Consider the following 22,513-nt stretch of genomic DNA (forward strand, 5'->3'; position numbering starts at 1 on the left):
TCCCGTGGATGTCGACGTCCACTCGCTTTCGCCGCGGGGGAGAGGACGCGCAGCTAGAGCGCTGATTTTCGCCCGTGCCGACAACGCGCAGGCGTCTGACTTCGCGAAGTTCGGTCGTGCGGGTCTAGATCATGTGGAGTATTGACGGCCGGTGATCCACAGTGAAAATTGTGATCGCTGCCGAAATGGCGAACCTCGGGGAGGGGGTTCCTGGAGAACTTTTATGCGCGCACTCGCGCGAAAGATTTACGCATTAACGTTCGGCGCTTCGATGCGCCGTGCATCATTGGGGAATTCATGCTTTCAGGCAAGGATTGGTGATTTGGCATGCCAAAAATTCGAACTCGTCTTGCTCTAATCGCAATGATTGTGGCCGCAGGAGGTGGAACAGTAGCAGTCGCAGCTCCGGCTGCATTCGCTGATTCGACCGCGGTGCACGCCGCGGTTGTCCAGACTTCGCCGGCGCCAGCGGGTGTTACTGGATCCAACAATATCGGCGGGGGGTGGCGCATGAACGACAACCAATCAGTCTCGTCACCTGACGGCACGACCAAGCTTGAGATGCTCAGAGGTGTTCTTGAGGTCTGGCGGGATGGTGAGCATGTCTGGACCGCTGGTCAGAGCACTGGCGGAAACTATGTCCAGTTCCAGGATGACGGGAACCTTGTCGTTTACCGAAACGACGGCCTGGCCGTGTGGGCGAGCAACACGTCCAACTGGTGCGGGGAGAGTGGATGCCACCTCGCCATCGAGAATGGCGGAAACGTTGCAGTCGAGGACGACGTCCTCTTTGTGAACTATTGGGAAACAGGCACGGACCGATGACCGAATGGTGGGCCCAGTACGACTGGGCCCACCATCCACCTACCTGTGACTACGTCCGAAATATTGCTAGTTCACTTCTAATGAGACGACGGCATCAGAGATTCCGAACTCGGGCCAAGATACTTCAATGTCAAGGCCGCCCGGCTCAGGGGTTGGCCACAGCCAAAGTTCTTGGCGACTGGAAACGCGATTTTCGTCGATCTTAAATCCCGGGCCGCCTAGGGCAGCAAAGTACGGAGGTTCAGGTTCGGTTGCAGGCGCCAGAACGTGGTCCAAGGTACTTGCGGTGGCGCCGCCCTTCAGGTGCGCCCGGAACCTGAGCACCGTCGGACCTGGTCCGCCGGCCGTCGAGGTCATCCCGGCTCGCAGCGCCTCGCCGGCGTTCACATCGCCAGTCGTGGCGGACGCGTCGATCGTGATGACCAGTCCATGGGCGTAGCGGTGCAGTTCAAGGACCTTCACGGAAGCTTGATCGGATTCGGCCAGCCCCCCGTCGGTGGCCTGATGTGACAACGCCGTTTCCCCTCGTTGAGGCCCGGCCCACGTGCTCTGGCCTCGCCCCTCAGACGACTTGTTCATCACCCGAACGTAACACGGGCGACAAGGTCAAACGGGCCGTTTCGTCGGCTGCCGGCCACAGCGAGCGTCACCCAATTGAGTGTCTTTTGGGTAAGCGCAACAGGGTGTCGGAGTGCAGCGAGCACACGGGTGAGCACGTCGCCCGGAGGTCGTCGGGAATGATTGCAGCACCGCCGCCGGCGAGCACCTCGCCCAGCTTCCCCGGGGTGTGGCGCTCGCCGGCCGGCGGAGATGTCGGCGGACCTAGTAGATGACGAAGTTCTCCATCGGGTCGTCGGCAGTCGGGAGCGCAGCCAGCTCGGCGAGGAACGACTTCTCCGCCGCCAAAGCTGCCTTGACGAGCTGGTCCGGCACCATGTGGCCGTAACGGTCGACGGTCGTGGTGATCGACTCGTGCCCGAGTCGTCGCTGCACCGTCATGAGGTCGACGCCCTCGGCGATCATCCACGACGCGTGTGTGTGCCGCAGGTCGTGGATTCGGGGCATCTTCGTGATCCGCATACGCGACGGGATCGGCACACCGCCCTTGGTGTGCAGGGCCGTGGCTGCTTTGATGGCCGGCTTCCAGTACATGCGGGAGAAGTTGGAGTGGCGGAGCCGGCCGCCTTTCGCCGCGGTGAACAGGATCTCGGAAGGACCTCGTCCGACGACCAGCGGGGCCAGGATCGCTACCAGCGACTCCGGAAACGAGATCGTGCGCACCGAGCGCGGGGTCTTCGGCGGTCCGATGTAGAACTTGCCGCGGTACCGCTTGACGGCCTTGGTGACGCGCAGGTAGGGCGTGGGGGAAAGCAGGTCTACGTCTCCGACCTCGAGCGCCGCCAGCTCGCCCCAGCGCAGGCCTGTGCGGGCGAAGGTGTGCAGCACCGGCTTGACCCGCTCGGGGACGTGGTTCAGGAGGATGTTGAACTCGCCGTAGGTCAGGAACGTCGCCTCGAACGGCAGGGAACTGCTCGGGAGCCGTATGCCTGCGCACGGATTCTCGCGGACCAGCTTGTATTCCAGCATGGCGGTCTTGAACACAGCCGACAGCAGGCCATGCACGTTCGCGATCGACTTGGTGGCGAGGTCGCCGTCCTCGTCCAGCTTGTTCAACCACCGCTTGATATCGGACCGGTCGACCACGTCGATCGGCTTGTTGCCGAGGTGCGGGTTGATGTGCAGCTTCGCGTCGCGGCGGTACTGATCACGGGTGGCGTCCTTGACGCCCGTCAGTTCGGAGATGTGGCGCTCGATGACGTCGGACAGCGCCGGGGCCTGACTGTCGATGTTGGCCATGACCTCGGCGGCGCGGTCGAGGCGATGCCCGCAGCGCTCCAAGAGGTCCTTGAATCGGCCGGCCTTGTCCTCGTCGTCGAACTTCATCCGCTCCTTGGTGTGGGAGTGCGGGTCGTACCAGACGACGCGATACACCGTCTTGGGGACGGCGTTTGCGCCGCGGCCGCGTTCGACGCGTGTTTCGACGGATGCCACGCCTACCACCGCCCGACGAGGCGATCGGGGCGCAACCCGAGTGGGGTTGCGTGGTCGTCGCTGTAGACGCCGATCGCGGGCTTCGCGGCTAGGGTGGGTTCGCTGCGGCGCCCCGCTGTGCGCGCGGAAACGATCTTCGTGGTGCTCACGAGACAGGGACGCTACCCCGGATCTTGCTCCCCGGGGGATAGAAAGTCGTCTCCGGGGGATACGGGTTTTGAAAATGCCCTCTGACCAGCACTTGGTGCGCCAGGGGTGACCGGCGCCGCTCCGGTCACCCCTGGCGCAGTCCTGGGGTTCCGGCACGACCCGCGTCGTCGCCGAGGGACCGCCGACGGGTCACCACGCGCCGGGGGAACCCCTGTGCGAACAGGGGATCCGGCGGCGGCAGTGCGGCCGGGGGCGGGGCGGGGACTCGCGTCGGGGTGCCGGGGTGGGGCGAGGACTGGTCGAGGTTGATAGTTAGGAAACTTTCCTATCTATTGGAAGAAATGACACCATCCCGGACGGGGTGGTGTCAATACCGGACCGCTCGATCACCGTCCGTGCACCAGGACAACCCAGGACAAGATCACGCCCCACGCCCCACGCCGACCGCCGGCCGCGCCGGCACAGCCCGACGCGGAGGCGGTAGGGGGCGACGCGCGGAACAGCGCGCCGCCGGCCGGCCCGCACCGAAGGGCCGGGCGCTCAGTCGAGCAGCCAGGCGAACTCGCCGCGCCGGCCCAGCTCCGCCACGGCCTGCTCGGCGGCGTCCCGCGTCAGCTCGGCGAGCACGATGAAGTTCTTCCCGGCGAACTCGACGGGCCGGGGATCTCCGCGACGGCTTTCGAGGTGGTCGAGGTCGTCCCACCCGACCGCCTCGGCGAGCCGGCGCAGGTCGTGGAAGGTGATCGGGAACCGTCGTTCCCCGTACCGCAGCGAGGCGGACAGGGCGCCGCGCTCGCCGACTCGCGCCCAGTCGACCACTTCGGCGCCGTTGGCCACGTCGAGCGTCCAGCTCGATTCGGGCTCGGGGGCGCGCGGTGGCAACCAGTCCGGCTCACCGCCGCGCGCCAGCCGGTCGGCGGCTCGCGCGACCGCGTCCCTCGTCACTTCCGGCACCAGGACGACGTTCGCCTCGTAGAACGGCGCGGACTCGGTCACCAGATCGGCGTCCTGGACGATCCGGTACGGGTCGTAGACGATCGCCGGGTACCGGCGCCCGGCGTGGTCGAGCTCGACGTGCAGCAGCACCCCGCGGACCTCGGCCTCCGCCCAGGCGAAGTCGTCGAGCCCTTCGGGCAGGACCAGCGTCCACCGATCGTTCACGTCGACCAGTTTCCCGGCCCGGTCAACCGGGTTGCCGGGGAAGAGCTCAGTCCGCGATGTCCGCGCGCGCGATCACCTTCGTGATCTTCGCCCGAACGAGTGCTTCCTCCGGCACCGCGTTGCGCTTGCCGAACGCCTCGGCCTGCTCCGCGCCCATGTACCGGCCGCCCAGCCGTGTCGCCCATTCGAGCTTTTCGTCGAAGTCGTCCGAGAGCACGGCTTCGGCGGAGAACTGCACGTACGAGAACGGCGGCTTCTGGTCGTCCACGGCCAGCGAAATCCGCGGGTCTCGGCGCAGGGCCTTGCCCTTCAGCGTCTCTTTGCCCGTGTTGAACACGATTTCGTCACCGTCGGGGCCCTCGTTCAGCAGAAACCAGATCGGCGTGACGATCGGCGCCCCGTTGGCTCGCACGAGGCCCAACATCCCGGTCCGCGTGCCCTCGCTCGCGAAGGCCCACCACTCGTCCCTGCTCATCTCACGCATGTGGGTCACGCTAGCCGTCCGCGTGTGCGGGCGCCCGGACAGGCCGACTAGCCTGGCCTGCTGTGCGAGACGACGAGATGGGGTTCGCGGGCCTGGCCGACGAGGGGCTGACCCGCCGGCTGAAGGCGCTCGCGTGCACCGCGCCGCTGCACGACCTCGACGCGCGCAAGGCCAAGCTAGACTGGGCCGACGCCACGATCTACCAGATGGCCGAGATCGCGCTGCACACGATCGACCAGGTCACCATCGCGATGGACTTCGACACCGGCGCGGGCCACGACCAGGTCATCGACCGGCTGCTGCCGTTCATCTCGCAGCAGGCGCCCTCGCGCACGCCGTTCGAGCACGTCCGCGTGGCGAAGTGGGTGCTCGACAACCTCATCAACGTCGGCACCACCGACCGCGGCTTCCGGCGCGTGTACGGCTCCATGGGCCCGGGTGGTTACCAGCGGCGCCAGTTCGACTTCAAGCTGCTCGTGGAGCTGGCCGCGCCCGACGGCGAGGTGTACCTGCGCGCCACCGACGAGGCGATCAACGTGCTCGTGGGCGCGTTGGACACCGATGTCGAGTCGGCGCAGATCGCGGCCGAGGTGAAGCTGGAGAACCTCATCAACCGCGGCCGGCTGGCCGACGCGAAGCTCGCCGCCGAGCAGGCGCGCTACCGCACCGTGCAGTACGGCGAGACGCTGCGCGCGAAGCTCGACGCCACCCGGCGCGACGTGCGGGCCGTCGACTGGGAGCGGGAGGTGCCGGACCTGCTCGACACGGCGCTCGGGCACATCGAGTCCCGCTTCCGCGCCGAGAACGCGATCCTCAAGAACATCACCACCGCCCGCGACGAGTCCGAGGAGCTCGACCACAAACGGCGCGCGGCCGAGCTCGTGGACATCGTCGCCGACTGCATCCGCCGCCACACACGCCTGCAGTCGCGCCTGGCCGCCGCGGGCGCGGTGTTCCGCGCGGAGCAGGACCGCCAGCAGTTCTCCGGCCCGCCGCAGCGCGCCACGATCGACCTGTTCGGCCAGCTGCTCGTGCCCACGCTCGGGTTGCCGCTGGCCGACGCCCTCGCGCCCGCCGAGCACTTCTTCCACGCCGTCGCCGGCATCACGCCGCCGGTGGTGCCCGCGCTGTCCTCGCTCGTGTCGCTGCTGCTGCGCCCCGCGCCCGAGCGCGACCAGCTCGTGGGCGAGATCCCCGAACCCGAGCTGATGCCGGCCGAGGACACCGACCGCTTCGGCGACGACGTGTGGCGCCTCGCCGACGACCTGCTCGACCTGCCCGACGTGCCGCGCCGCCTCTCGGGCCTGCTGGAGGACGCGCGCCGCGCGAAACAACCCGGGCTGGCGAGCCTGGTCGCGCTGCGCGCCCTGCACGCCTACAGTCCCGAGATCGGCGCCGCGCGCCGCCAGGGGGAACGCCACGTGCTGCTGGCCGTCGACGACGGCACGCTCCTCGACGACCCCGAGTTCGGCGGCGCCGACCTGCTGCTCTCCACCGCCGAGGTCGAGCGCGCCGAAGAGAACCCCGAAGACAGCGAGGAGGTCGCCTGATGGCCGTGACCCACACGAGCATCGACGCCGAGGCCGCCGCGAGCCTGGTCGCGTTCGGCATGCGCCCGAAGCAGCTGCCCGCGCGCGACGTCGTGTACGGCGAGCTGGTGCGCCGCTACGCCGAGGACAACGCGTTCAAGGCGCTCACCCACGCGGTCGCCTCGGGGCTGGGGCTCATGGTGCTGGAGGTCAACCAGCAGGCGGGCGCGGTGCTCGCGGCCGTCGACGAGTCGATCTTCGAGATCAAGATGGACAGCTACGCGCGCCAGGCCAAGATCCGCGAGCGCCGCGAGACGGAGAAGGTCATCCACGGCCTCATCCACCTCGCCGCCGCGGCCCTGGCGTACCCGCGGCCCGACGACCTTGCCAACGACACCTACATCGGCCGCGTGAGCGTGGAACAGGTCGACGCGATGGTGCGCGAGGCCGCGCGCATCCTCGACGAGCGCGCGCAGCAGGCCGAGGCCAACAACGACCCATTGGCCGACGCGCCGGAGCTGGAGCAGGCATGGCGCGCCTACACGCGCCGCCCGGCCGCGGCGGCCACCAAGGACGGCCGCATGGCCGCCGACACCACCCGGGGCATGGTCGCGCGCGCCCTGCGGTTCCTCGCCGACCAGGGCTTCCTGGTGCCGGTGAGCGACGAGCAGGGCGGCACCTACCGCACCACGTCCCGATACCAGATCCAGGTGCGCGAGCTGGCCGCCGACGCGGCGTTCGACGACTTGCTCGCGCTCGACGTCGTCGCGGTCACGAGCGCGGGGGAACGCTGCGCGCGACCTCTTCGGACACGTTGCAGTAGAGGGGATTCGATGTACGAGCTTTCGCGGGTCCGCCTGCACTCGGTGGGCCCCGCGGGCGCCCGCTACCAGGACGTGGTGCTGGACTTCAGCGGCGTCGGCGCCACCATCACCGCGCCGCAGCAGGACGCGTTGTTCAACGCCGGCATCCACGCCGGCGGGCCGGTGCGCCGCCCTTCGCCCGCGAGCGTGCTGTTCCTGGAGAACGGCGGCGGCAAGTCGGTGCTGATCAAGCTGATCTTCTCCGTGATGCTGCCGGGCCGCCGTCAGGTCGTGGGCACCACGAGCACCAAGGTGCTGGAGAAGTTCGTGGCGGCCAAGGACGTTTCCCACGTGGTGCTGGAGTGGCTGCACGTGGAGACCGGCCACCGCGTGATCACCGGCAAGGTGTCGGAGTGGCGCGGGCACGTGACCTCGGCGGACTCGGAGAACCTCGTCGACTCCTGGTACTGCTTCCGCCCGACGCAGGAGCTGGGGCTGGATTCCTTGCCCCTGACCGAAGACGGCCGGCTGCTCACCATGTCCGGCTTCCACGACCGCATCGCGGCCGCCGCCATGGCCGAGCCGGAGCTGGAGCTGTCGTGGACGCGGCGCCACCACGAGTGGACCGGCCGGCTCGACTCCCTCGGTCTCGACACGGAGCTGTTCCGCTACCAGCGCGCGATGAACGCGGGTGAGGGCGAGGCGGCCGACGCGTTCCAGTTCTCCACCGACGAGGCGTTCGTGGAGTTCCTGCTGCGCGCCGTGGTGTCGGAGGACGAGCCGAAGGACCTCGCCGAGGTCGTGTCGACGTATGCGCACAATCTCGCACAGCGCGGCGATCTGTTGGCGGAGAAGGACTTCGTGGAGGGTGCGCTCGAACTGCTCGGCCCGCTCGCCGACGAGGAGGGTGTGGCCGCCGAGTCGCGCCGGATCGCCGACTCGGCCCGCGCGGACCTGCGGGGGCTCGCCGGCCGGATCCACGCACGCAACGAGCTGGAGAACGCCCGCCTGTCCGGGCTCGAAGAGCACGTCGACGAAGTGGTTTCGGCCGAGAAGCTGGCCGAGGGAGACCATCGCCGGCTGGCCGCGGGCGTCACGGAGCTGCGCCGGCTCGTCGCCGTGCTGCGGCTGGAGGAGGCGCAGGAAGCGCGCCGGCGCGTGGACGCCGAGCTCGCCGACGCGAAGACGGCGGCCGAGGCCTGGCGCGAGACCGCGACCGTGCTGAACCAGCTCAACGCGGCGCGCAAGGCGAAGGACCTGCGCGAGCTCGTCGGCAACCGCGAGGAAAAGGCGAAACCCGCGCTGGCCGCCCGCAACGCCGCCGCGTCGGCGCTGGCCCGCGGCCTCACGGCGCTGGCCCGCGACGCGCAGCGGCAGGCCGACAAGGCCGAGGCCCACGCCGACGCCCTGCGCGCGGAGGCGGAAAAGGCGCAGACCGACCGCGACGAAGCCGCGAACCTCGCCGCCTCCCGGCGGGCCGAAGGACGCGGGCTGTCGGCGCGGATCGCCGAGCTGCGCGAGGAGATCTCGATCTCCGTCCGAAGTGGACTGCTCGCGGCCGGCGCCGACGTCGCCGAGGCTTCGCGGACCGCGCGCACCGAGGCCGACGAGAACGCGGCCGAGCTGGCGCGGCGCGAGCAGGAGCTGGAGCGGGCGCGCGAGGACCTGCAGGCGGCGCAGCGCGCGGTGAACGAGGCCAACCAGCTCGCGGGGTCCACTCAGGACCGGCTGGTGCGTACGGCCGAGGACCTCGACCGGGCGCACCGGCGCACCGACGCGCTCGCGGCCGAACCCCGGCTCGTCGAGCTGCTCGGCGCCGACGACGTGCGGCTCGAAAGCGACCTTCCCGTGCTGCTGCAACGGCTTCGCGAAGCCAGCGCCGCCGTGGAGAAGGAGCAGACGGCGCTGCGGATGGACGAGTCGGCCGACGAGCGTGCCCTGGCCGCCCTCGGGTCCGGTGGCCTGCTGCCGCCGCCGCACGACGTGCAGCGCGCGCTGGACGCCCTGGAAGCCGGCGGGATCACGGCGTGGTCGGGCTGGCGGTATCTGTCCAAACTGGACGCCGCGCGCCGCGACGAGGTGCTGGCGGGCCTGCCGCAGCTCGTGGCGGGCGTGCTGCTGAACGACGCCGCGCAGGTGCCGCGGGCGCGCGAGGTGCTGGCGGCCGCGCGGCTGCTGCCCAGCGCGGTGATCGCGGTGGGCACCACCGAGGCGGTGCAGCGCGACGACGGCCCGGCCGCGGCGGGCGTGGAGTTCCTCGTGCCGCCGAACCCGGCGATGTACGACGAGGAAGCGGCCGACACCGAACGCGAGGCGGTGGCGCTGCGCCACGCCGAACGCCAGCGGCGGCTGGAACAGCTGGCCGGCGCGCTCGCCACCGACGGCGCGCTCACGTGGAAGCTCACGACCTGGCGCGAGGACTACCCGGCCGGCGCGATCGCCACGCTCGCCGAGCAGGCCGAGAGCGCCCGCGTGGCGCGCGAGACCGCGCAGTCGGCGCTCGGGCAGGCCGAGGCGGAATTCGCGCGGTTGAGCGAAAAGTCGGCGGCGCTGCGCGAACGCGTGCCGGTGCTGCGGGCCGCGGTGACCGAAGGCGAGGAGAAGGCTCGGCGCCTGGGCGAGCTCTCGACGCGGGCCACGCGCGTCGCCGAGTGGACCGAGGAGGTCGAACGGGCCACGGAGATCGCCGAGCGCGCGGAGGCCACGGCGGCCGACGCGGCGGCTCGCGCGGCGCGGCTGCGTGAGCAGGCGGGGGAGGAGCAGCGGACCGCCGACGGGCACCGCCGCACGGCGACCACCGCGCGGTCCGAGCTGGCGGAGGTGCCGGGCGCGGCCGAGGTGGCCGAGGACGCCGAGACGCCGGCCGAGCCCGTGGACGCGCTGCGGCGGACGTTCGCGTCGGCTTCGGAGGCGTACGCGAAGGTGGAGGTCGGCAGCGACCTGCGGGCGGAGCTGGAGCAGGCGGAGTCGGCGGAAGCGGCCGCGGGTTCGGCGCTCGAAGCGCTCGACGAAGCCGTGCGCGTGCGGGCGGCGGAGCTGCTGGAAACGCCGGACGGTTCCGACGCGTCGGCGCGCGCCGCGGCCCTGGCCCGTGCGCGCCGCGTGGTCGACTCCGTCGAGGAAGACCGCACGGAGGCCATCGGCCTGGTGTCCACGCGCCGGGCCGAGCTGGACGTGCTGCCGCTGCACACGGGCGCGGCCTCGCCGGGTGAACGGCCGCGCGACATCGAGCACGGGCTGGAACTGATTGACGCGGCTTCGCTGGAGGTGTCGGCGGCCGCGCGCACGTGGGAAGAGCTGCAGGAACGGCGGGCGGCGGCGGAGGCGACGCTGGAGTCGGCCAAGGCGTCGGCGTCGGGCTTCGGGCTGCTCGGCGAATCGCTGTCGCACCTGATGCCGGAGGAGCCGGCCCCCGCGTACGACGGCGACGTGGAATCGGCGCGGGCCCGGCATTCGCAGCTGAACACCGTGCTCACTTCGGCGCAGGAAGCCGCCGACGCGGGTGACCGCCGGGTGCGGGCGGCCGCGGACCAGCTGGCGCAGTACGCCACGGAGAAGCGCTTCGAAAAGCTGAGCACGCCGGTGCGCCAGCAGGTGATCGCGGTGAAGCGCGACCAGCTGCCGGGCCACGCGGCCGAATGGGCCGAGGCGCTGCGGCCGCGGCTGCGCACGCTGTCGGACGACCTCGCGCAGATCGACCGGCACCGCGGCGGCATCATCACGCGGCTGCAGGGCATGGTCGACGGCGCGCTGCGCACCCTGCGCTCGGCACAGCGCGTGTCGCGGCTGCCCGACGGCCTCGGCGACTGGTCGGGCCAGGAGTTCCTGCGCATCCGCTTCACCGAGCTCGAGGACAACGTGCTCGCCGAGAAGCTCGGCGAGGTCGTGGACGAGGCCGCGGTGGGCAAGACCGCCGACGGCCGCGACGTGAAGCGCGACGGCCTGTCGCTGGTGCTGCGCGGCGTGATGGTGGCCGCCCCCAAGGGATTCCGCGTGGACATGCTCAAGCCGGACTCCGTGCTGCGCACCGAACGCCAGCGCGTGTCCGAGATCCGCGACGTGTTCTCCGGCGGCCAGCAGCTCACCGCGGCGATCATCCTGTACTGCACGCTCGCCGCGCTGCGCGCGAACAACCGCGGCAAGGCCCGCAACCGCCACTCCGGCGTGCTGTTCCTGGACAACCCGATCGGCCGCGCGTCGGCGGGGTACCTGCTGGAGCTGCAGCGGGCCGTCGCGGAGGCGCTGGGCGTGCAGCTGATCTACACCACGGGCCTGTTCGACGCGGGCGCGCTCGCGGAATTCCCCCTGATCGTGCGGCTGCGCAACGACGCCGACCTGCGAGCGGGGCGGAAGTACCTGTCGGTGGACGCGACGATCCGCAACTCCCTGGAGGACCTGGGCGAACCGGACGGCGTGGCCCGGCTTTCGGCGACGCGGATGTTCTCCCGGACGGTGGAGCCGGTCGAGCTGGACGAGTCCACTGTGGACGAGCAACCGGCGTGACCGGAACAACGTGCGTGCCGCCGGGGTTGGTCGGAGCATGACCGACTTCGGCCCGGTGGGTGCGGCGACACCGTTGTTCGACCCGAAGGACCCGGCGGCGGCCGTCGCCCTGGCCGTGGAGCTGGAAGAACTCGGCTACCCGACCCTCTGGCTGCCCGGCGGCCAGGGCGACAACCTGGCGCTGGTGCCCGCCGTCGTGCGCGCGACGCAGCGCATCACCGTGACCAACGGCATCCTGCCCGTGGACCACGTGCGGGCGGCCGACGTGGCGTCGACCTACCGCGCGCTCGCGGCCACGCACCCGGGCCGCTGGCTGCCCGGCCTGGGCGGCGCCCACGGCGCCCGCCCCCTGGCGACGCTCTCGGCGTACCTGGACGAACTGGAGCCGACCGTGCCCGCGTCGGCGTGCGTGCTTTCGGCGCTGGGGCCGCGGATGCTGGAGCTCGCGCGGGACCGGGCGTCGGTGGCGTACCCGTACCTCGTGACCCCTGCGTACGTCGCCTCGGCGCGGCAGCTGCTCGGCCCGGACACCACCTTGGCCGTGCTCGTCTCCCTCGTCGCGGACGCTTCCCCTGCCCGCGCCCGCGCCACCGTCCGGGCCGGCTCGCTGGGCTTCCTGTCCCGGGTCCCGGGCTACGCGGCCAACTTCCGCCGCATGGGCTTCACCGAGGCCGACATCACCGGCCTCTCCGACCGCCTGGTGGACGCCGTCACCGTCCACGGCTCGTTCGACACGGTGCTCGCCCGCCTGCGTGAATACCTCGCCGCGGGGGCGGACCAGGTGGTGGTGCCGGTGGCCGACCTGCCGAAGGAGTGGGTGGCGGAGTTGCCGGCCGCGCTGTCCTGACGGACTGGTTGCTCATTCGCTCTCGCCGGCCAGTTCCCCTGACCGACCGCGGCGGGCGGCGGGCACCTCACTCGGTCGCTGCCGGGCGGCCAGGTCCAGCGCCCGCAGTGCTGAAGCCGGGTTGTGGAGAAGCGCCGGATCGCGGTCGAGCAGGGCGATTTCGTCCTGCGTCAGATTGCGCACGATGGGAACGCCGTCGAGCTTGATGAGAAGGATCGACCCGATCTGGACCAGGGCCGTCGGAGTGCCTTCCAACGAGGCGAGCAGTTTGGCGACCGCGTCGCCTTGAGCGCTGTCGACCTCGGCCTGGGTCTTGGTCACGATCTGCAGTTCGATCCCGCGCTCCAGCTTCTCCAGACGGCGGCGCAACTCGGCGGACGTGGCGGCCCGCCTGAGCCGGAAAGCGAACGAGCGGTACCAGGAGCCCTTCCTCGAAGGGTTCGCCCGGTCGAGTCCGAATCCCGCGACGGAAAGCAGCCGTGTCAGCGCTTCTTCGACCTCGGGTCCGCTGGATTCCTCCTCGGTCCAGATCCGAACCGGGATGGGGAGACGTACGGCGTTCCCCGAATGTTCGAGCGCCGCGGCGATCCCGCGGGCTGTCGGATCGTCGGCGAGGTGATCCTCGACCCGTCGGCGCAGTGCTCGCTCGGTGACTCCTGCCAGCGACGCCGAGATGTCTCGTCGGCTTTCCTTGTTCGCCGCCGCGGGCGCGATTTTGCGTTTTTTCGTCCGCAGCGTTGTCCGGGACCGGACCGAGAACCTCGAAAAAGTTGCGAGTCGTCTGGTTCGCCTCGGCGACATCCGGTCTCCCCACTCGTGACGGCATCCTGGCCAGTGTCACCGTCGAGGCGGGTCAGTCACGGAGGTCGACCGGATTGTCACCGGTTCCGGGCCGAAGCGGAATCAATCCTTGCGACCCGTGAACGCGAGCGTCGCGCCCAGGCCGATCATCACCAGGCCGCCGGTGCCGCCCACGAGTTCGAGGCGGCGGGGGGAGCGGGCGAACCACGTGCGGGCGGTGCCGGCCACCACGGCCCACGCGCTGTCGGTGGCCAGCGCGATCACCGGCAGGCACAGGCCGAGCAGCAGCATCTGCGCGGGCACCGAGCCGGCGGCCGGGTCGACGAACTGGGGGAGCAGCGCGGCCAGGAACACGATCGACTTCGGGTTGGCGAAGCCCACGACGAACCCGACGCGCAGCACGGACAGCGTGCGGCCCGGGGTGGTGCGCACGGCCGTGGCCATCGCGTCGGCGAGTTTGCGGCGCTTGCGGATCGCCTGCACGCCCAGGTACACGAGGTACAGGGCGCCGGCGAGCTTGATCACGGTGAACACGGTCGCCGAGGTCGTCACGACCACCCCGAGCCCGAACGCGACGGCCACCACCTGCGTGTAGACGCCGGTGGCGTTGCCCAGGACGGTGAGCAGGGCGTCGCGGCGGCCGACGGTGAGGGCGCGGCTGATGGTGAACAGCACGCTCGGCCCGGGGACCACGACCATCAGGAACGTGAGGGCGGCGAAGGCCGCGAAGTGTGCCGGGGTGACCATCTGTCGAGGGTAGAACGCGGAACGGGGTGCGGACGAGACGTTTTTGTCGGACCCCGCTGATAGGAATGGCGGGGTGAAGATCTCCACCGCGCAGCGCCGCGCCCGCCTCGGTGTGCGCCACCGTCTCGCCACCCCCGCGGCGACCGTCGAGCACGCCGCCGCCGGGGTCGTCGCTCTGCACGCGACGGACCCGGCGTCGGTGTACCTGGCGGCGTGGGCGCGGTTGCCGGGTTCGGCCGACGTCGTCGCGCGGGTGGAGCAGGCGCTCTACGAAGACCGCACCCTGCTGCGGCTCCTCGGCATGCGGCGCACGATGTTCGTCGCCGACGTGGCCACGGCGGCGCTCGTCCAGGCCGGCTGCGCGGCGGACATCGCCGCGCGGCAACGGAAACTCCTCGAACAGCAGCTCGGCACGATCGGGCATCCGGCCAATGTCGAGGACCCGCCGAGCTGGCTCGCCGAGGTCGCCGACAGCGTCGAGAAAGCCTTGCGCGCCAGGGGATCCGCCACGGCGCAGCAGCTGTCGGAGGACGAACCCCGGCTTCGCCAGCAACTGCACATGGCCAAGGGCAAGCCGTACGCGGCTATCGGCAACGTCACCAGCCGCGTGCTGTTCCAGCTCGCCGTCGACGGCCGGATCGTGCGCGGACGCCCGCGCGGCACCTGGCTCAGCACGCAGTACGTGTGGTCCCCGCTCGACGGGTGGCTCGAAGGCGGCCTGCCGGCGCTTGCCGCGGCCGACGCACGCGTCGCGCTCGCCCGGCGCTGGCTGCACGCCTTCGGCCCGGCGCCCGTCGCCGACCTGCGCTGGTGGACCGGCTGGACGGCCGCCCAGACCAAACAGGCCCTCACCGCGATCGGCCCCGCCGAGGTCGACCTCGACGGCGAACCGGGCATCGCGCTGCGCGACGATCTGGACCCCGTCGCCGAACCGGACCCGTGGGTCGCCCTCCTCCCGGCGCTGGACCCCACTCCCATGGGCTGGTCCACGCGACCCTGGTACCTCGGCCCGCACCGCGAAGCCCTCTTCGACCGCAGCGGCAACATCGGCCCCACCGCCTGGTGCGACGGCCGCATCGTCGGCGCCTGGGCGCAGCGCCCCTCGGGTGAGGTCGTGCTGCGCCTGCTGGAAGACGTGGGGGCCGACCGCGCGGCCGCGCTGGAAGCCGAAGCCGCGCGGCTTCAGGTGTGGCTGGGGGAGACGCGGGTGGTGCCGAAGTTCCGCACGCCGGCCGAGCGGGAACTCTCCTCGTGACCGGCTTCGACGCGGAAGGATTCCGTCGGGCGTAACGGAGGGCGAGGCTCGTAGTCCTGTCGGCGGCGCCCACGCGGGCGACCTCGGTGCCCTGAGCGGTCGGCGGGTCGTTCAGCGAACGCTCGCCTCGCCCGGCCGCGTCGGTTCGCGGGACAACCGCCGAACTCGGGCCGTCCGCACCGGAGGCCGGCCGAACGAACCACCCTCGCTGTCTGTTCGAGCCGGACCCACCCGACCCCGACACACCCGAAAGTCCGACGCAGCCGAGTCCGACCCCACCGCAACCTACCCACCCCGATCCCGGCGTTCCGGACGTCACACCCCCGCCGTCCCACCGCGTGAACCCCGGCACCAAGACCGATCAAGCGACTGGTCCGCACCCACTCCTGTGACACCACCCGATTTCCTGTCGCAAGCTCGTGAGCTGGCTTCTTAATCGATTCTTGACGGCTCGGCGCAGTGGTGGAAGTCTCGTCGGGGCAGTCAGGGTCGACCGCGCCCGCACGCTAGGGTTGCGCCGAGCCCGGAAGTCTTCCGGGGCGTGGGCCCCGGTTCGGAAACACAGCGATAAGAGGAGTGGCAGCAGTGACCGTTCGCGTAGGTGTCAACGGCTTCGGCCGGATCGGCCGCAACTTCTTCCGCGCCGTGAAGGCGAGCGGTCACGACATCGAGGTCGTCGCGTTCAACGACCTCGGCGACGTCGCGACGATGGCCCACCTGCTCAAGTACGACTCCATCCTGGGCCGCTTCCCGGGCGAGGTCAGCCTGAGCGACGACGGCATCGTCGTCGACGGCAAGACCATCAAGGCCCTGGCGGAGCGCGACCCGGCGAACCTGCCGTGGGGCGACCTGGGCGTGGACGTCGTCGTCGAGTCCACGGGCTTCTTCACCAACGCCGACGCCGCGAAGGCGCACATCGCCGGCGGTGCCAAGAAGGTCATCATCTCCGCGCCCGCCAAGGGTGAGGACCTCACGATCGTGCTGGGCGTCAACGACGACAAGTACGACGGCTCGCAGGTCATCATCTCCAACGCCTCCTGCACCACCAACTGCCTCGGCCCGCTGGCCAAGGTCCTGCAGGACGCGTTCGGCATCGAGCAGGGCCTGATGACCACCATCCACGCGTACACGCAGGACCAGAACCTGCAGGACGCGCCGCACAAGGACCTGCGCCGCGCCCGCGCCGCCGCGCTGAACATCGTGCCGACCTCCACCGGTGCGGCGAAGGCCATCGGCCTGGTGCTGCCGGAGCTGCAGGGCAAGCTCGACGGTTACGCGCTGCGCGTGCCGGTGCCGACAGGCTCGGCCACCGACCTCACGGTCACCCTCACCAAGTCCGCGACGCTCGAAGAGGTCAACGCCGCGTACAAGGCCGCGGCCGAGGGCCCGCTGTCGGGTTACCTGCGCTACAACGAGGACCCGATCGTGTCGGCCGACATCGTCACCGACCCGGCGTCCTGCATCTACGACGCGCCGCTGACCAAGGTCATCGGCAACCAGGTCAAGGTCGTCGGCTGGTACGACAACGAGTGGGGCTACTCCAACCGCCTCGCCGACCTGGTCAAGCTCGTCGGTTCGAAGCTCTCCTGAACCCGATGACGGTCAAGAACCTCGAACACCTGCTGAGCGAGGGAGTTCAGGGCCGCTACGTACTCGTGCGCAGCGACCTGAACGTCCCGCTCGACGGGGACCGGATCACCGACGACGGCCGCGTCCGCGCGGCCCAGCCGACGATCGAGAAGCTCGCCGCGGCGGGCGCCAAGGTCGTCGTCACGGCCCACCTGGGCCGCCCGAAGGGTGAGCCCGACGCGAAGTACACCCTCGCGCCGGTCGCGAAGCGGCTGGGCGAGCTGCTCGGCTCCGAGGTCCCGCTCGCCGGCGACCTCGTGGGCGACTCCGCGAAGCAGCTCGTCGGCGGGCTCGCCGACGGCGGCGTCGTGATGCTGGAAAACGTGCGCTTCGACGCGCGCGAGACCAGCAAGGACGCCGTGGACCGCTCCGAGCTGGCCGCCGAGCTGGCCGCGCTCGTGCCCGGTGGCGCGTTCGTGTCCGACGGCTTCGGTGTGGTGCACCGCAAGCAGGCCTCGGTCTACGAGATCGCCGCCGTGCTGCCGGCCTACGCCGGTGGCCTGGTACTGGCCGAGCTCGACGTGCTGCAGAAGCTCACCGACGACGTCAAGCGCCCCTACGTGGTGGTGCTCGGCGGCGCGAAGGTGTCGGACAAGCTCGGCGTGATCGCCAACCTGCTCACCAAGGTCGACCGCCTGCTCATCGGCGGCGGCATGGCGTACACCTTCCTCAAGGCCCAGGGCCACGAGGTCGGCCAGTCGCTGCTGCAGGCCGATCAGCTCGACCAGGTGTCGGGCTTCCTCGCCGAGGCCGAGAAGCGCGGCGTCGAGCTCGTGCTGCCGGTCGACGTGCTGGCCGCCACGGAGTTCGCCGCCGACGCCGAGCACGAGGTCGTCGCGGCCACGGCCATCCCGGCCGACCGCCAGGGCCTCGACATCGGCCCGGAGAGCCGCGAGCTGTTCGCGAGCAAGCTGGCCGACGCCGCCACCGTGTTCTGGAACGGCCCGATGGGCGTGTTCGAGTTCGAGGCGTTCTCGGGCGGCACCCGTGCCGTGGCCGAGGCGCTGGTGAAGAGCGACGCGTTCACCGTGGTCGGCGGCGGCGACTCGGCGGCCGCGGTGCGGCAGCTGGGCCTGCCCGAGGACGGCTTCTCCCACATCTCCACGGGCGGCGGCGCCTCCCTGGAGTACCTGGAGGGCAAGGAGCTGCCCGGCGTGTCGGCGTTGGAGGAGAAGAACTAGTGGCGCGCAAGCCGTTGATCGTCGGCAACTGGAAGATGAACCTGAACCACCTCGAGGCCATCGCCTTGGTTCAGAAGATCGCCTTCGCGTTGCCGGAGAAGTACTACGCGAAGGTGGACGTGGCGGTGCTGCCGCCGTTCACGGACATCCGCAGCGTGCAGACCCTCACCGACGGCGACAAGCTGTCGCTCACCTACGGTGCGCAGGACGTGTCCGCACACGACTCCGGTGCCTACACCGGTGAGGTGTCGGGCCCGATGCTCGCCAAGCTGGGCTGCACCTACGTGACCATCGGCCACTCGGAGCGGCGCGAGTACCACGCCGAGACCGACGAGCTGGTCAACAAGAAGGTGCGCGCGGCGATCAAGCACGGGATCACGCCGATCCTGTGCGTGGGCGAGAAGCTCGAGGTCCGCGAGGCCGGCGAGCACCACTCGCACGCCACGAACCAGCTGCTCGAGGGCCTCAAGGGGCTCAAGGCCGAGCAGGTCAAGGACGTCGTGGTGGCCTACGAGCCGGTGTGGGCCATCGGCACCGGCAAGGTGGCGACGCCCGCCGACGCCGAGGAGGTCTGCAAGACCATCCGCACGGTGCTCTCGGAGAAGTACGGCGACGAGGTCGCTTCGGCCGTTCGGGTGCTTTACGGCGGTTCGGTGAAGTCGGGCAACGTGGGCGAGCTGGTGGGCTGCGAGAACATCGACGGTGCTCTCGTGGGTGGCGCGAGCCTCGACGGTGACGAGTTCACCAAACTCTGCGCACTCGCGGCGGGTGGCCCCCTGCCCTGATCGAGGCCACTACCGGGTAACCTGTGTATCCGGTCCGTCACACAGCAGTGGACGAGTCCAGGGGTACGGTGAAGATCGCGCCGTACCCCTGCATTCTCCGAAGAACACAGAGGATGACATGAAGCTGTTCCTGCAAATCCTGTTGATCGTCTCCAGCGTGCTGCTGGTGGTGGCCGTGCTGCTTCACCGCGGCCGGGGTGGCGGTCTGTCGTCGCTGTTCGGCGGCGGTATGCAGTCCAGCCTCTCGGGCTCGAGCGTGGCCGAGAAGAACCTCGACCGGATCACCCTGCTGCTGGGTGCGATCTGGCTGATCAGCATCGTGGGCCTCGGCCTGCTGCTCAAGGTCTGACCGGACTCCCCGCTCGGGGCTCTTCCGCCCCGTGTGCATCGGCGTGCCTATTGGGGGGCGCGCCGCCGATTCCTAGGTGTGAGGATTCATGGTTGGCGGTAACGCGATTCGCGGCACCCGGGTGGGTGCCGGTCCTTCGGGCGAATCGGAACGTGGTGAGTCGGCGCCGCGGCGCCGCATCTCCTACTGGTGTGCAAACGGCCACGAGGCCCGTCCGTCGTTCGCGATGGAGGCCGAAATCCCCGACGAGTGGGACTGCCCGCGCTGCGGCCTGCCCGGCGGACAGGACGAGCAGAACCCGCCCGCCGCGCCCCGCACCGAGCCCTACAAGACGCACCTCGCGTACGTGAAGGAACGCCGCAGCGACGCCGATGGCGAAGCCATCCTCGCCGAGGCTCTCGAACGCCTGCGTCAGCGCCGGGAACTGATCTAGCTCTTCTCTCGCGACCACCGTCGTCGGTTGATCAACCGACGACGGTGGTTTCGTGCGTTCTGGGGTATTCCGGCCGGTGTGCTCAGCGCAGCACCTCGTAGTGCAGGTGCGTGACACCGGGCGCCGCCACCGCTTGGATCAACCGCAGCGACACGTGCTCGGGCAGCGCGTGGAAGAACGGCCGTCCTCCGCCGAGGAGGATCGGCACCTGGTGGAGCACGAGTTCGTCGACGAGGCCGGCTTTCAGGGCCTCGGTGGCCAACTCACCGCCCATCACGCCGATGTCCTGGCCGGCCGCCGTGGTGCGGGCGGCGGCGATGGCATCGGCTACGCCGGTGCTCACGTGGGTCTGCGAGCCGGCGAGGTCGTCGACCGGGCGGTTGCTCACCACGATGAGCGGCGCCGTCGGGTGGGGACTGCCGCTGCCGAAGCCGCTGGAGTGCTCGTAGGTGGTGCGGCCCGCGACGACCGCGCCGAGGCGGCCCGCGAGGCCGTCGAAGAGGCGGGCGCTGGGCTCGCTCAGCTTGAAGCCGTCGAACACCCGGCTGGGTGTGTCGCCGGCGAAGTACCAGTCGAACAGCGTGGGCGCGTCGCCGAGGCCGCGGCCGAACTCCTCCTGGCCGTCGGGGGTGCGGCCGCTGATGAAGCCGTCGACCGACACGGCGTGGGCGCAGATGACCTTGCTCATGGTTCCTCCGTCAGATGGGAAACGAAAAACTCTCCGGGGTCGTACGCCCGCTTGATCGCCTTCAGGCGGGTGAGGTTGGCGCCGTGGTAGGCGGTGGCTTCGTCGGCGAGGGCGGGGTCGGGGAAGTTCGGGTAGACGCGCCCTGAGTCGTGCACGGTCGCCCAGGAGCGGTCCACCCAGGGGGCGTCGCCGTTGTGCTCCAGCAGAAACCGCTCGCTCCGGTGGGCGAAGGCGGTGGCTTCGGCGGCGACGCGGTTGTACGCACCGCCCATCGCGGTGAACGCGAGCTCCCGCCGGCCCGAGTTTCGCGGCTCGGCGAGTCCGTCGAGGAGGTCCACGAGGGTCCGGTCGGGCAGCGCTTCGGCGAAGAACTCCGACCGGATCCGCACCGGCCGCTCGTCCGGCGGCTCGGTGAAACTCCGCTTCAGCTCGGGGACAGTGAGGCCCGCCCGCAGGGACAGGCCGGGAAGCAGCGAGCGCGTTCGCTCTTCGATCAGCGTCGAGGCACCGAACAGCCGCGCCACCACGGGCTCGCCGGGCGACGACGTCAGCGTGAGGTTCACGGTGAGCCCGTCCGGTGCGTCCGGTGCCCAGGACTGCCACGCCGACACCAGATCCGCGAGCCCGTCGGTCGCGACGGCTTCGACGCGGATCATCACCGGCGAGGGGACGGGGTCGAACCGCAGCGAAGTCACCACACCGAAGTGCCCGCCGCCGCCACCCCGCAACGCCCAGAACAGGTCCGGCTCCCGCTCGCCGTCGCAGTCCACGACGCGGCCGTCGGCGAGCACCACCTGCGCGCCGATCAGCCGGTCGCACGTCAGCCCGTGCTCGCGGCCCAGCAGGCCGATCCCGCCGCCGAGGGTGAGGCCGGCGAGGCCGACGGTCGGCCCGCACCCGGCGGGCAGCGTGCACCCGTGGGCGTGCAGCGCCGAGTACACCCGCGAAAGCCTTGCGCCGCCACCGATCGCGGCCGGCCCGACCACCTCGATGTCGTCCATTGTGGACACATCGAGCACGATCCCGTCGGTGGACGACCGGCCCGCGAAGCAGTGCCCGCCGCCGCGCACCGCCAGCCGCTCGCCGGTCCGGTGCGCGTGCTCCAGGGTGGCGACGACGTCGGCGACCGACCGGCAGCGCACCACCAGCCGCGGCCGCACGTCCCGGAACGCCGGGTTCACCGGGCGGCGCACCGACTCGTAGCCGGGGGAGCCGGGGCGGAACACCTCACCGTCGAGCGAAGAACCGAACATGGCTCCGACCCTACGAACGGCGCCGTCTCGGTTTCTTGAACGAAACGCGCACTCAGCGCCGGCCCGGCACCGCCCGCCCGGCGAGGAACGGCCGGTAGGACGCCGAGTGGTCGTGGCCGCACGCGCACCGGTCGACGTCACCGCCGAGCAGGCCGCGGGGCGTCACCCCGGTGAGGCGCAGGCATTCGCGGCTCAGGTGCGCCTGGTCCGCGTAGCCGACGTCGACCGCGAGCCCGGCCACCCCGTCGGCCCCGACCCGGCCCGACGCCGTGGCACCCGCCTGGGCCAGCGCCAGGAAGCCCTGGAATCGCAGCGTGCGCTGCAGGACCTTGGGGCCCGTCCCGAGCGCGTGCAGGCACCGGCGGCGCAGCTGGCTCGGCGACAGCGCCAGGTGCCCGGCCAGCTCGGAGATGTCCACCGGCTGCCACGGCATCAGCGCCCGCACAGCCGCACCCACCAACGGATCCGCACCACCGGCGGCCCGGTACTCCTGCAGCAGATGCGCTTGCAGCACCTCGAGCGCGCGCTCCGGCGTCTCCGCGACGGCCACCGCCTCCACCAGCCGCTCGACCCGAGCGCCCCACAGCTCGGCCAAGCCCACGCGCTGGTCGACGAGATCGTCGAGCACCACGGGCAACGGCGGCGCCGCACCGGGCCGGAACCGCACCCCGACGAGCGTGGTGTGCGGCGGAATCACCTCGACGTGCGGACCGGTGAGCGGCCCGACCAGCTGCGGCCGCCCTCCGACCGGAAAGTGCAGCTCGACGCCCCCGGTCGGCAGGTGGCGCTGCACGTACGGCTCGGCGCCGGTCCGCTGCACCCAGACCGTGCGCACCACCCCCGCCAGCTGCGACACCGGCGACCCCTCGACGTACGACGTCACCCCAGCACTGAAGCGGCCGCTCGCACGGCCGTCAAGCCGCGAGCCGTCGGACCAGCCGACCGGAAGGCCGGCAGAACGCGGCGAAGGGGTGGCACCCGTCACGCCGGATCGCGGCGTACACCGGGGGCCACCCCTTCGACCTGCAGGGGGACCGG

Annotated in this window: 19 protein-coding genes and 1 pseudogene; 11 read left to right on the forward strand and 9 right to left on the reverse strand. The window is 70.8% G+C overall.

The features are described from left to right. Positions 1-510 precede the first annotated feature (510 nt). Positions 511-825 carry a hypothetical protein gene (locus VSH64_RS03270; protein WP_326833948.1) on the forward strand — a complete coding sequence of 105 codons (315 nt, stop codon included), beginning with the start codon at positions 511-513 and terminating at the stop codon, positions 823-825. 66 nt (positions 826-891) lie between these two features. On the opposite strand, the gene VSH64_RS03275 is transcribed toward VSH64_RS03270, so the two are convergent. The 4 genes from VSH64_RS03275 to VSH64_RS03290 all read right to left on the reverse strand — a co-directional run bounded on the left by VSH64_RS03275 (position 892) and on the right by VSH64_RS03290 (position 4,672). After that, positions 892-1,404, reverse strand: coding sequence for a hypothetical protein (locus VSH64_RS03275; protein ID WP_326833949.1), 513 nt, complete (start codon positions 1,402-1,404; stop codon positions 892-894). Positions 1,405-1,647: 243 nt separating this feature from the next. Beyond that, positions 1,648-2,877: a tyrosine-type recombinase/integrase gene (locus VSH64_RS03280; RefSeq protein WP_326833950.1), complete on the reverse strand. Its 1,230-nt coding sequence runs from the start codon at positions 2,875-2,877 to the stop codon at positions 1,648-1,650. A 690-nt stretch (positions 2,878-3,567) separates the two neighbouring features. Next, entirely contained in the window at positions 3,568-4,188 is a 621-nt protein-coding gene (locus VSH64_RS03285; RefSeq protein ID WP_326833951.1) for a hypothetical protein, read from the reverse strand. 46 nt (positions 4,189-4,234) lie between these two features. Next, positions 4,235-4,672, reverse strand: a complete 438-nt coding sequence (locus VSH64_RS03290; protein WP_326833952.1) for a PPOX class F420-dependent oxidoreductase — start codon at positions 4,670-4,672, stop codon at positions 4,235-4,237. 77 nt (positions 4,673-4,749) lie between these two features. Here VSH64_RS03290 and VSH64_RS03295 point away from each other — a divergent pair, with 77 nt between their 5' ends. The 4 genes and pseudogenes from VSH64_RS03295 to VSH64_RS03310 all read left to right on the forward strand — a co-directional run bounded on the left by VSH64_RS03295 (position 4,750) and on the right by VSH64_RS03310 (position 12,354). Beyond that, a complete protein-coding gene (locus tag VSH64_RS03295; RefSeq protein WP_326837894.1) occupies positions 4,750-6,222 on the forward strand; it encodes a hypothetical protein in 1,473 nt (490 codons plus the stop codon). Further along, positions 6,222-7,024: pseudogene (locus VSH64_RS03300) on the forward strand (hypothetical protein). The gene VSH64_RS03295 and the pseudogene VSH64_RS03300 overlap by 1 nt, the downstream one beginning before the upstream one ends. Before the next feature lie 10 nt (positions 7,025-7,034). Then, the gene (locus tag VSH64_RS03305) at positions 7,035-11,507 is read left to right on the forward strand and encodes a coiled-coil domain-containing protein (RefSeq protein ID WP_326833953.1); all 4,473 of its coding nucleotides are present in this window, start codon (positions 7,035-7,037) and stop codon (positions 11,505-11,507) included. 37 nt (positions 11,508-11,544) lie between these two features. Then, positions 11,545-12,354 (forward strand): TIGR03620 family F420-dependent LLM class oxidoreductase, encoded by an 810-nt coding sequence (locus tag VSH64_RS03310; RefSeq protein WP_326833954.1) that lies wholly within the window; start codon positions 11,545-11,547, stop codon positions 12,352-12,354. Positions 12,355-12,366: 12 nt separating this feature from the next. Here the strand turns inward: VSH64_RS03310 and VSH64_RS03315 are convergent, their stop codons facing one another. Together VSH64_RS03315 and VSH64_RS03320 are read right to left on the reverse strand one after the other, a co-directional pair. Further along, positions 12,367-13,155, reverse strand: a complete 789-nt coding sequence (locus tag VSH64_RS03315; protein ID WP_326833955.1) for a hypothetical protein — start codon at positions 13,153-13,155, stop codon at positions 12,367-12,369. A 102-nt stretch (positions 13,156-13,257) separates the two neighbouring features. Then, complete coding sequence (locus VSH64_RS03320; RefSeq protein ID WP_326833956.1) at positions 13,258-13,902, reverse strand: LysE family translocator; 645 nt, start codon at positions 13,900-13,902, stop codon at positions 13,258-13,260. A gap of 73 nt (positions 13,903-13,975) precedes the next feature. Here VSH64_RS03320 and VSH64_RS03325 point away from each other — a divergent pair, with 73 nt between their 5' ends. The 6 genes from VSH64_RS03325 to VSH64_RS03350 all read left to right on the forward strand — a co-directional run bounded on the left by VSH64_RS03325 (position 13,976) and on the right by VSH64_RS03350 (position 19,534). After that, on the forward strand, positions 13,976-15,157 hold the full coding sequence (locus VSH64_RS03325) for a winged helix DNA-binding domain-containing protein (RefSeq protein ID WP_326833957.1): 1,182 nt from the start codon (positions 13,976-13,978) through the stop codon (positions 15,155-15,157). A gap of 585 nt (positions 15,158-15,742) precedes the next feature. After that, positions 15,743-16,747: a type I glyceraldehyde-3-phosphate dehydrogenase gene (gene gap, locus VSH64_RS03330; RefSeq protein ID WP_326833958.1), complete on the forward strand. Its 1,005-nt coding sequence runs from the start codon at positions 15,743-15,745 to the stop codon at positions 16,745-16,747. A gap of 5 nt (positions 16,748-16,752) precedes the next feature. Next, entirely contained in the window at positions 16,753-17,967 is a 1,215-nt protein-coding gene (locus VSH64_RS03335; protein WP_326833959.1) for a phosphoglycerate kinase, read from the forward strand. Continuing rightward, the gene (gene tpiA / locus VSH64_RS03340; protein WP_326833960.1) at positions 17,967-18,752 is read left to right on the forward strand and encodes a triose-phosphate isomerase; all 786 of its coding nucleotides are present in this window, start codon (positions 17,967-17,969) and stop codon (positions 18,750-18,752) included. Before VSH64_RS03335 ends, tpiA begins: the two co-directional genes overlap by 1 nt. Positions 18,753-18,870: 118 nt before the next feature. After that, positions 18,871-19,101, forward strand: a complete 231-nt coding sequence (gene secG / locus VSH64_RS03345; protein WP_220238698.1) for a preprotein translocase subunit SecG — start codon at positions 18,871-18,873, stop codon at positions 19,099-19,101. Between the two features lie 88 nt (positions 19,102-19,189). Next, on the forward strand, positions 19,190-19,534 hold the full coding sequence (locus VSH64_RS03350) for an RNA polymerase-binding protein RbpA (RefSeq protein ID WP_220238699.1): 345 nt from the start codon (positions 19,190-19,192) through the stop codon (positions 19,532-19,534). An 82-nt stretch (positions 19,535-19,616) separates the two neighbouring features. Here VSH64_RS03350 and VSH64_RS03355 read toward each other — a convergent pair whose 3' ends face one another. The 3 genes from VSH64_RS03355 to VSH64_RS03365 are packed head-to-tail and all read right to left on the reverse strand — an operon-like array spanning position 19,617 to position 22,358. Next, positions 19,617-20,222 carry a dihydrofolate reductase family protein gene (locus VSH64_RS03355; protein ID WP_326833961.1) on the reverse strand — a complete coding sequence of 202 codons (606 nt, stop codon included), beginning with the start codon at positions 20,220-20,222 and terminating at the stop codon, positions 19,617-19,619. After that, positions 20,219-21,475 carry an FAD-binding oxidoreductase gene (locus VSH64_RS03360; protein WP_326833962.1) on the reverse strand — a complete coding sequence of 419 codons (1,257 nt, stop codon included), beginning with the start codon at positions 21,473-21,475 and terminating at the stop codon, positions 20,219-20,221. The genes VSH64_RS03355 and VSH64_RS03360 overlap by 4 nt, the downstream gene beginning before the upstream one ends. 52 nt (positions 21,476-21,527) lie before the next feature. Then, complete coding sequence (locus tag VSH64_RS03365) at positions 21,528-22,358, reverse strand: helix-turn-helix domain-containing protein (protein ID WP_326833963.1); 831 nt, start codon at positions 22,356-22,358, stop codon at positions 21,528-21,530. Positions 22,359-22,513 lie beyond the last annotated feature (155 nt).

It is taken from the genome of Amycolatopsis rhabdoformis (genome assembly GCF_035918295.1).
Taxonomy (GTDB): domain Bacteria; phylum Actinomycetota; class Actinomycetes; order Mycobacteriales; family Pseudonocardiaceae; genus Amycolatopsis; species Amycolatopsis rhabdoformis.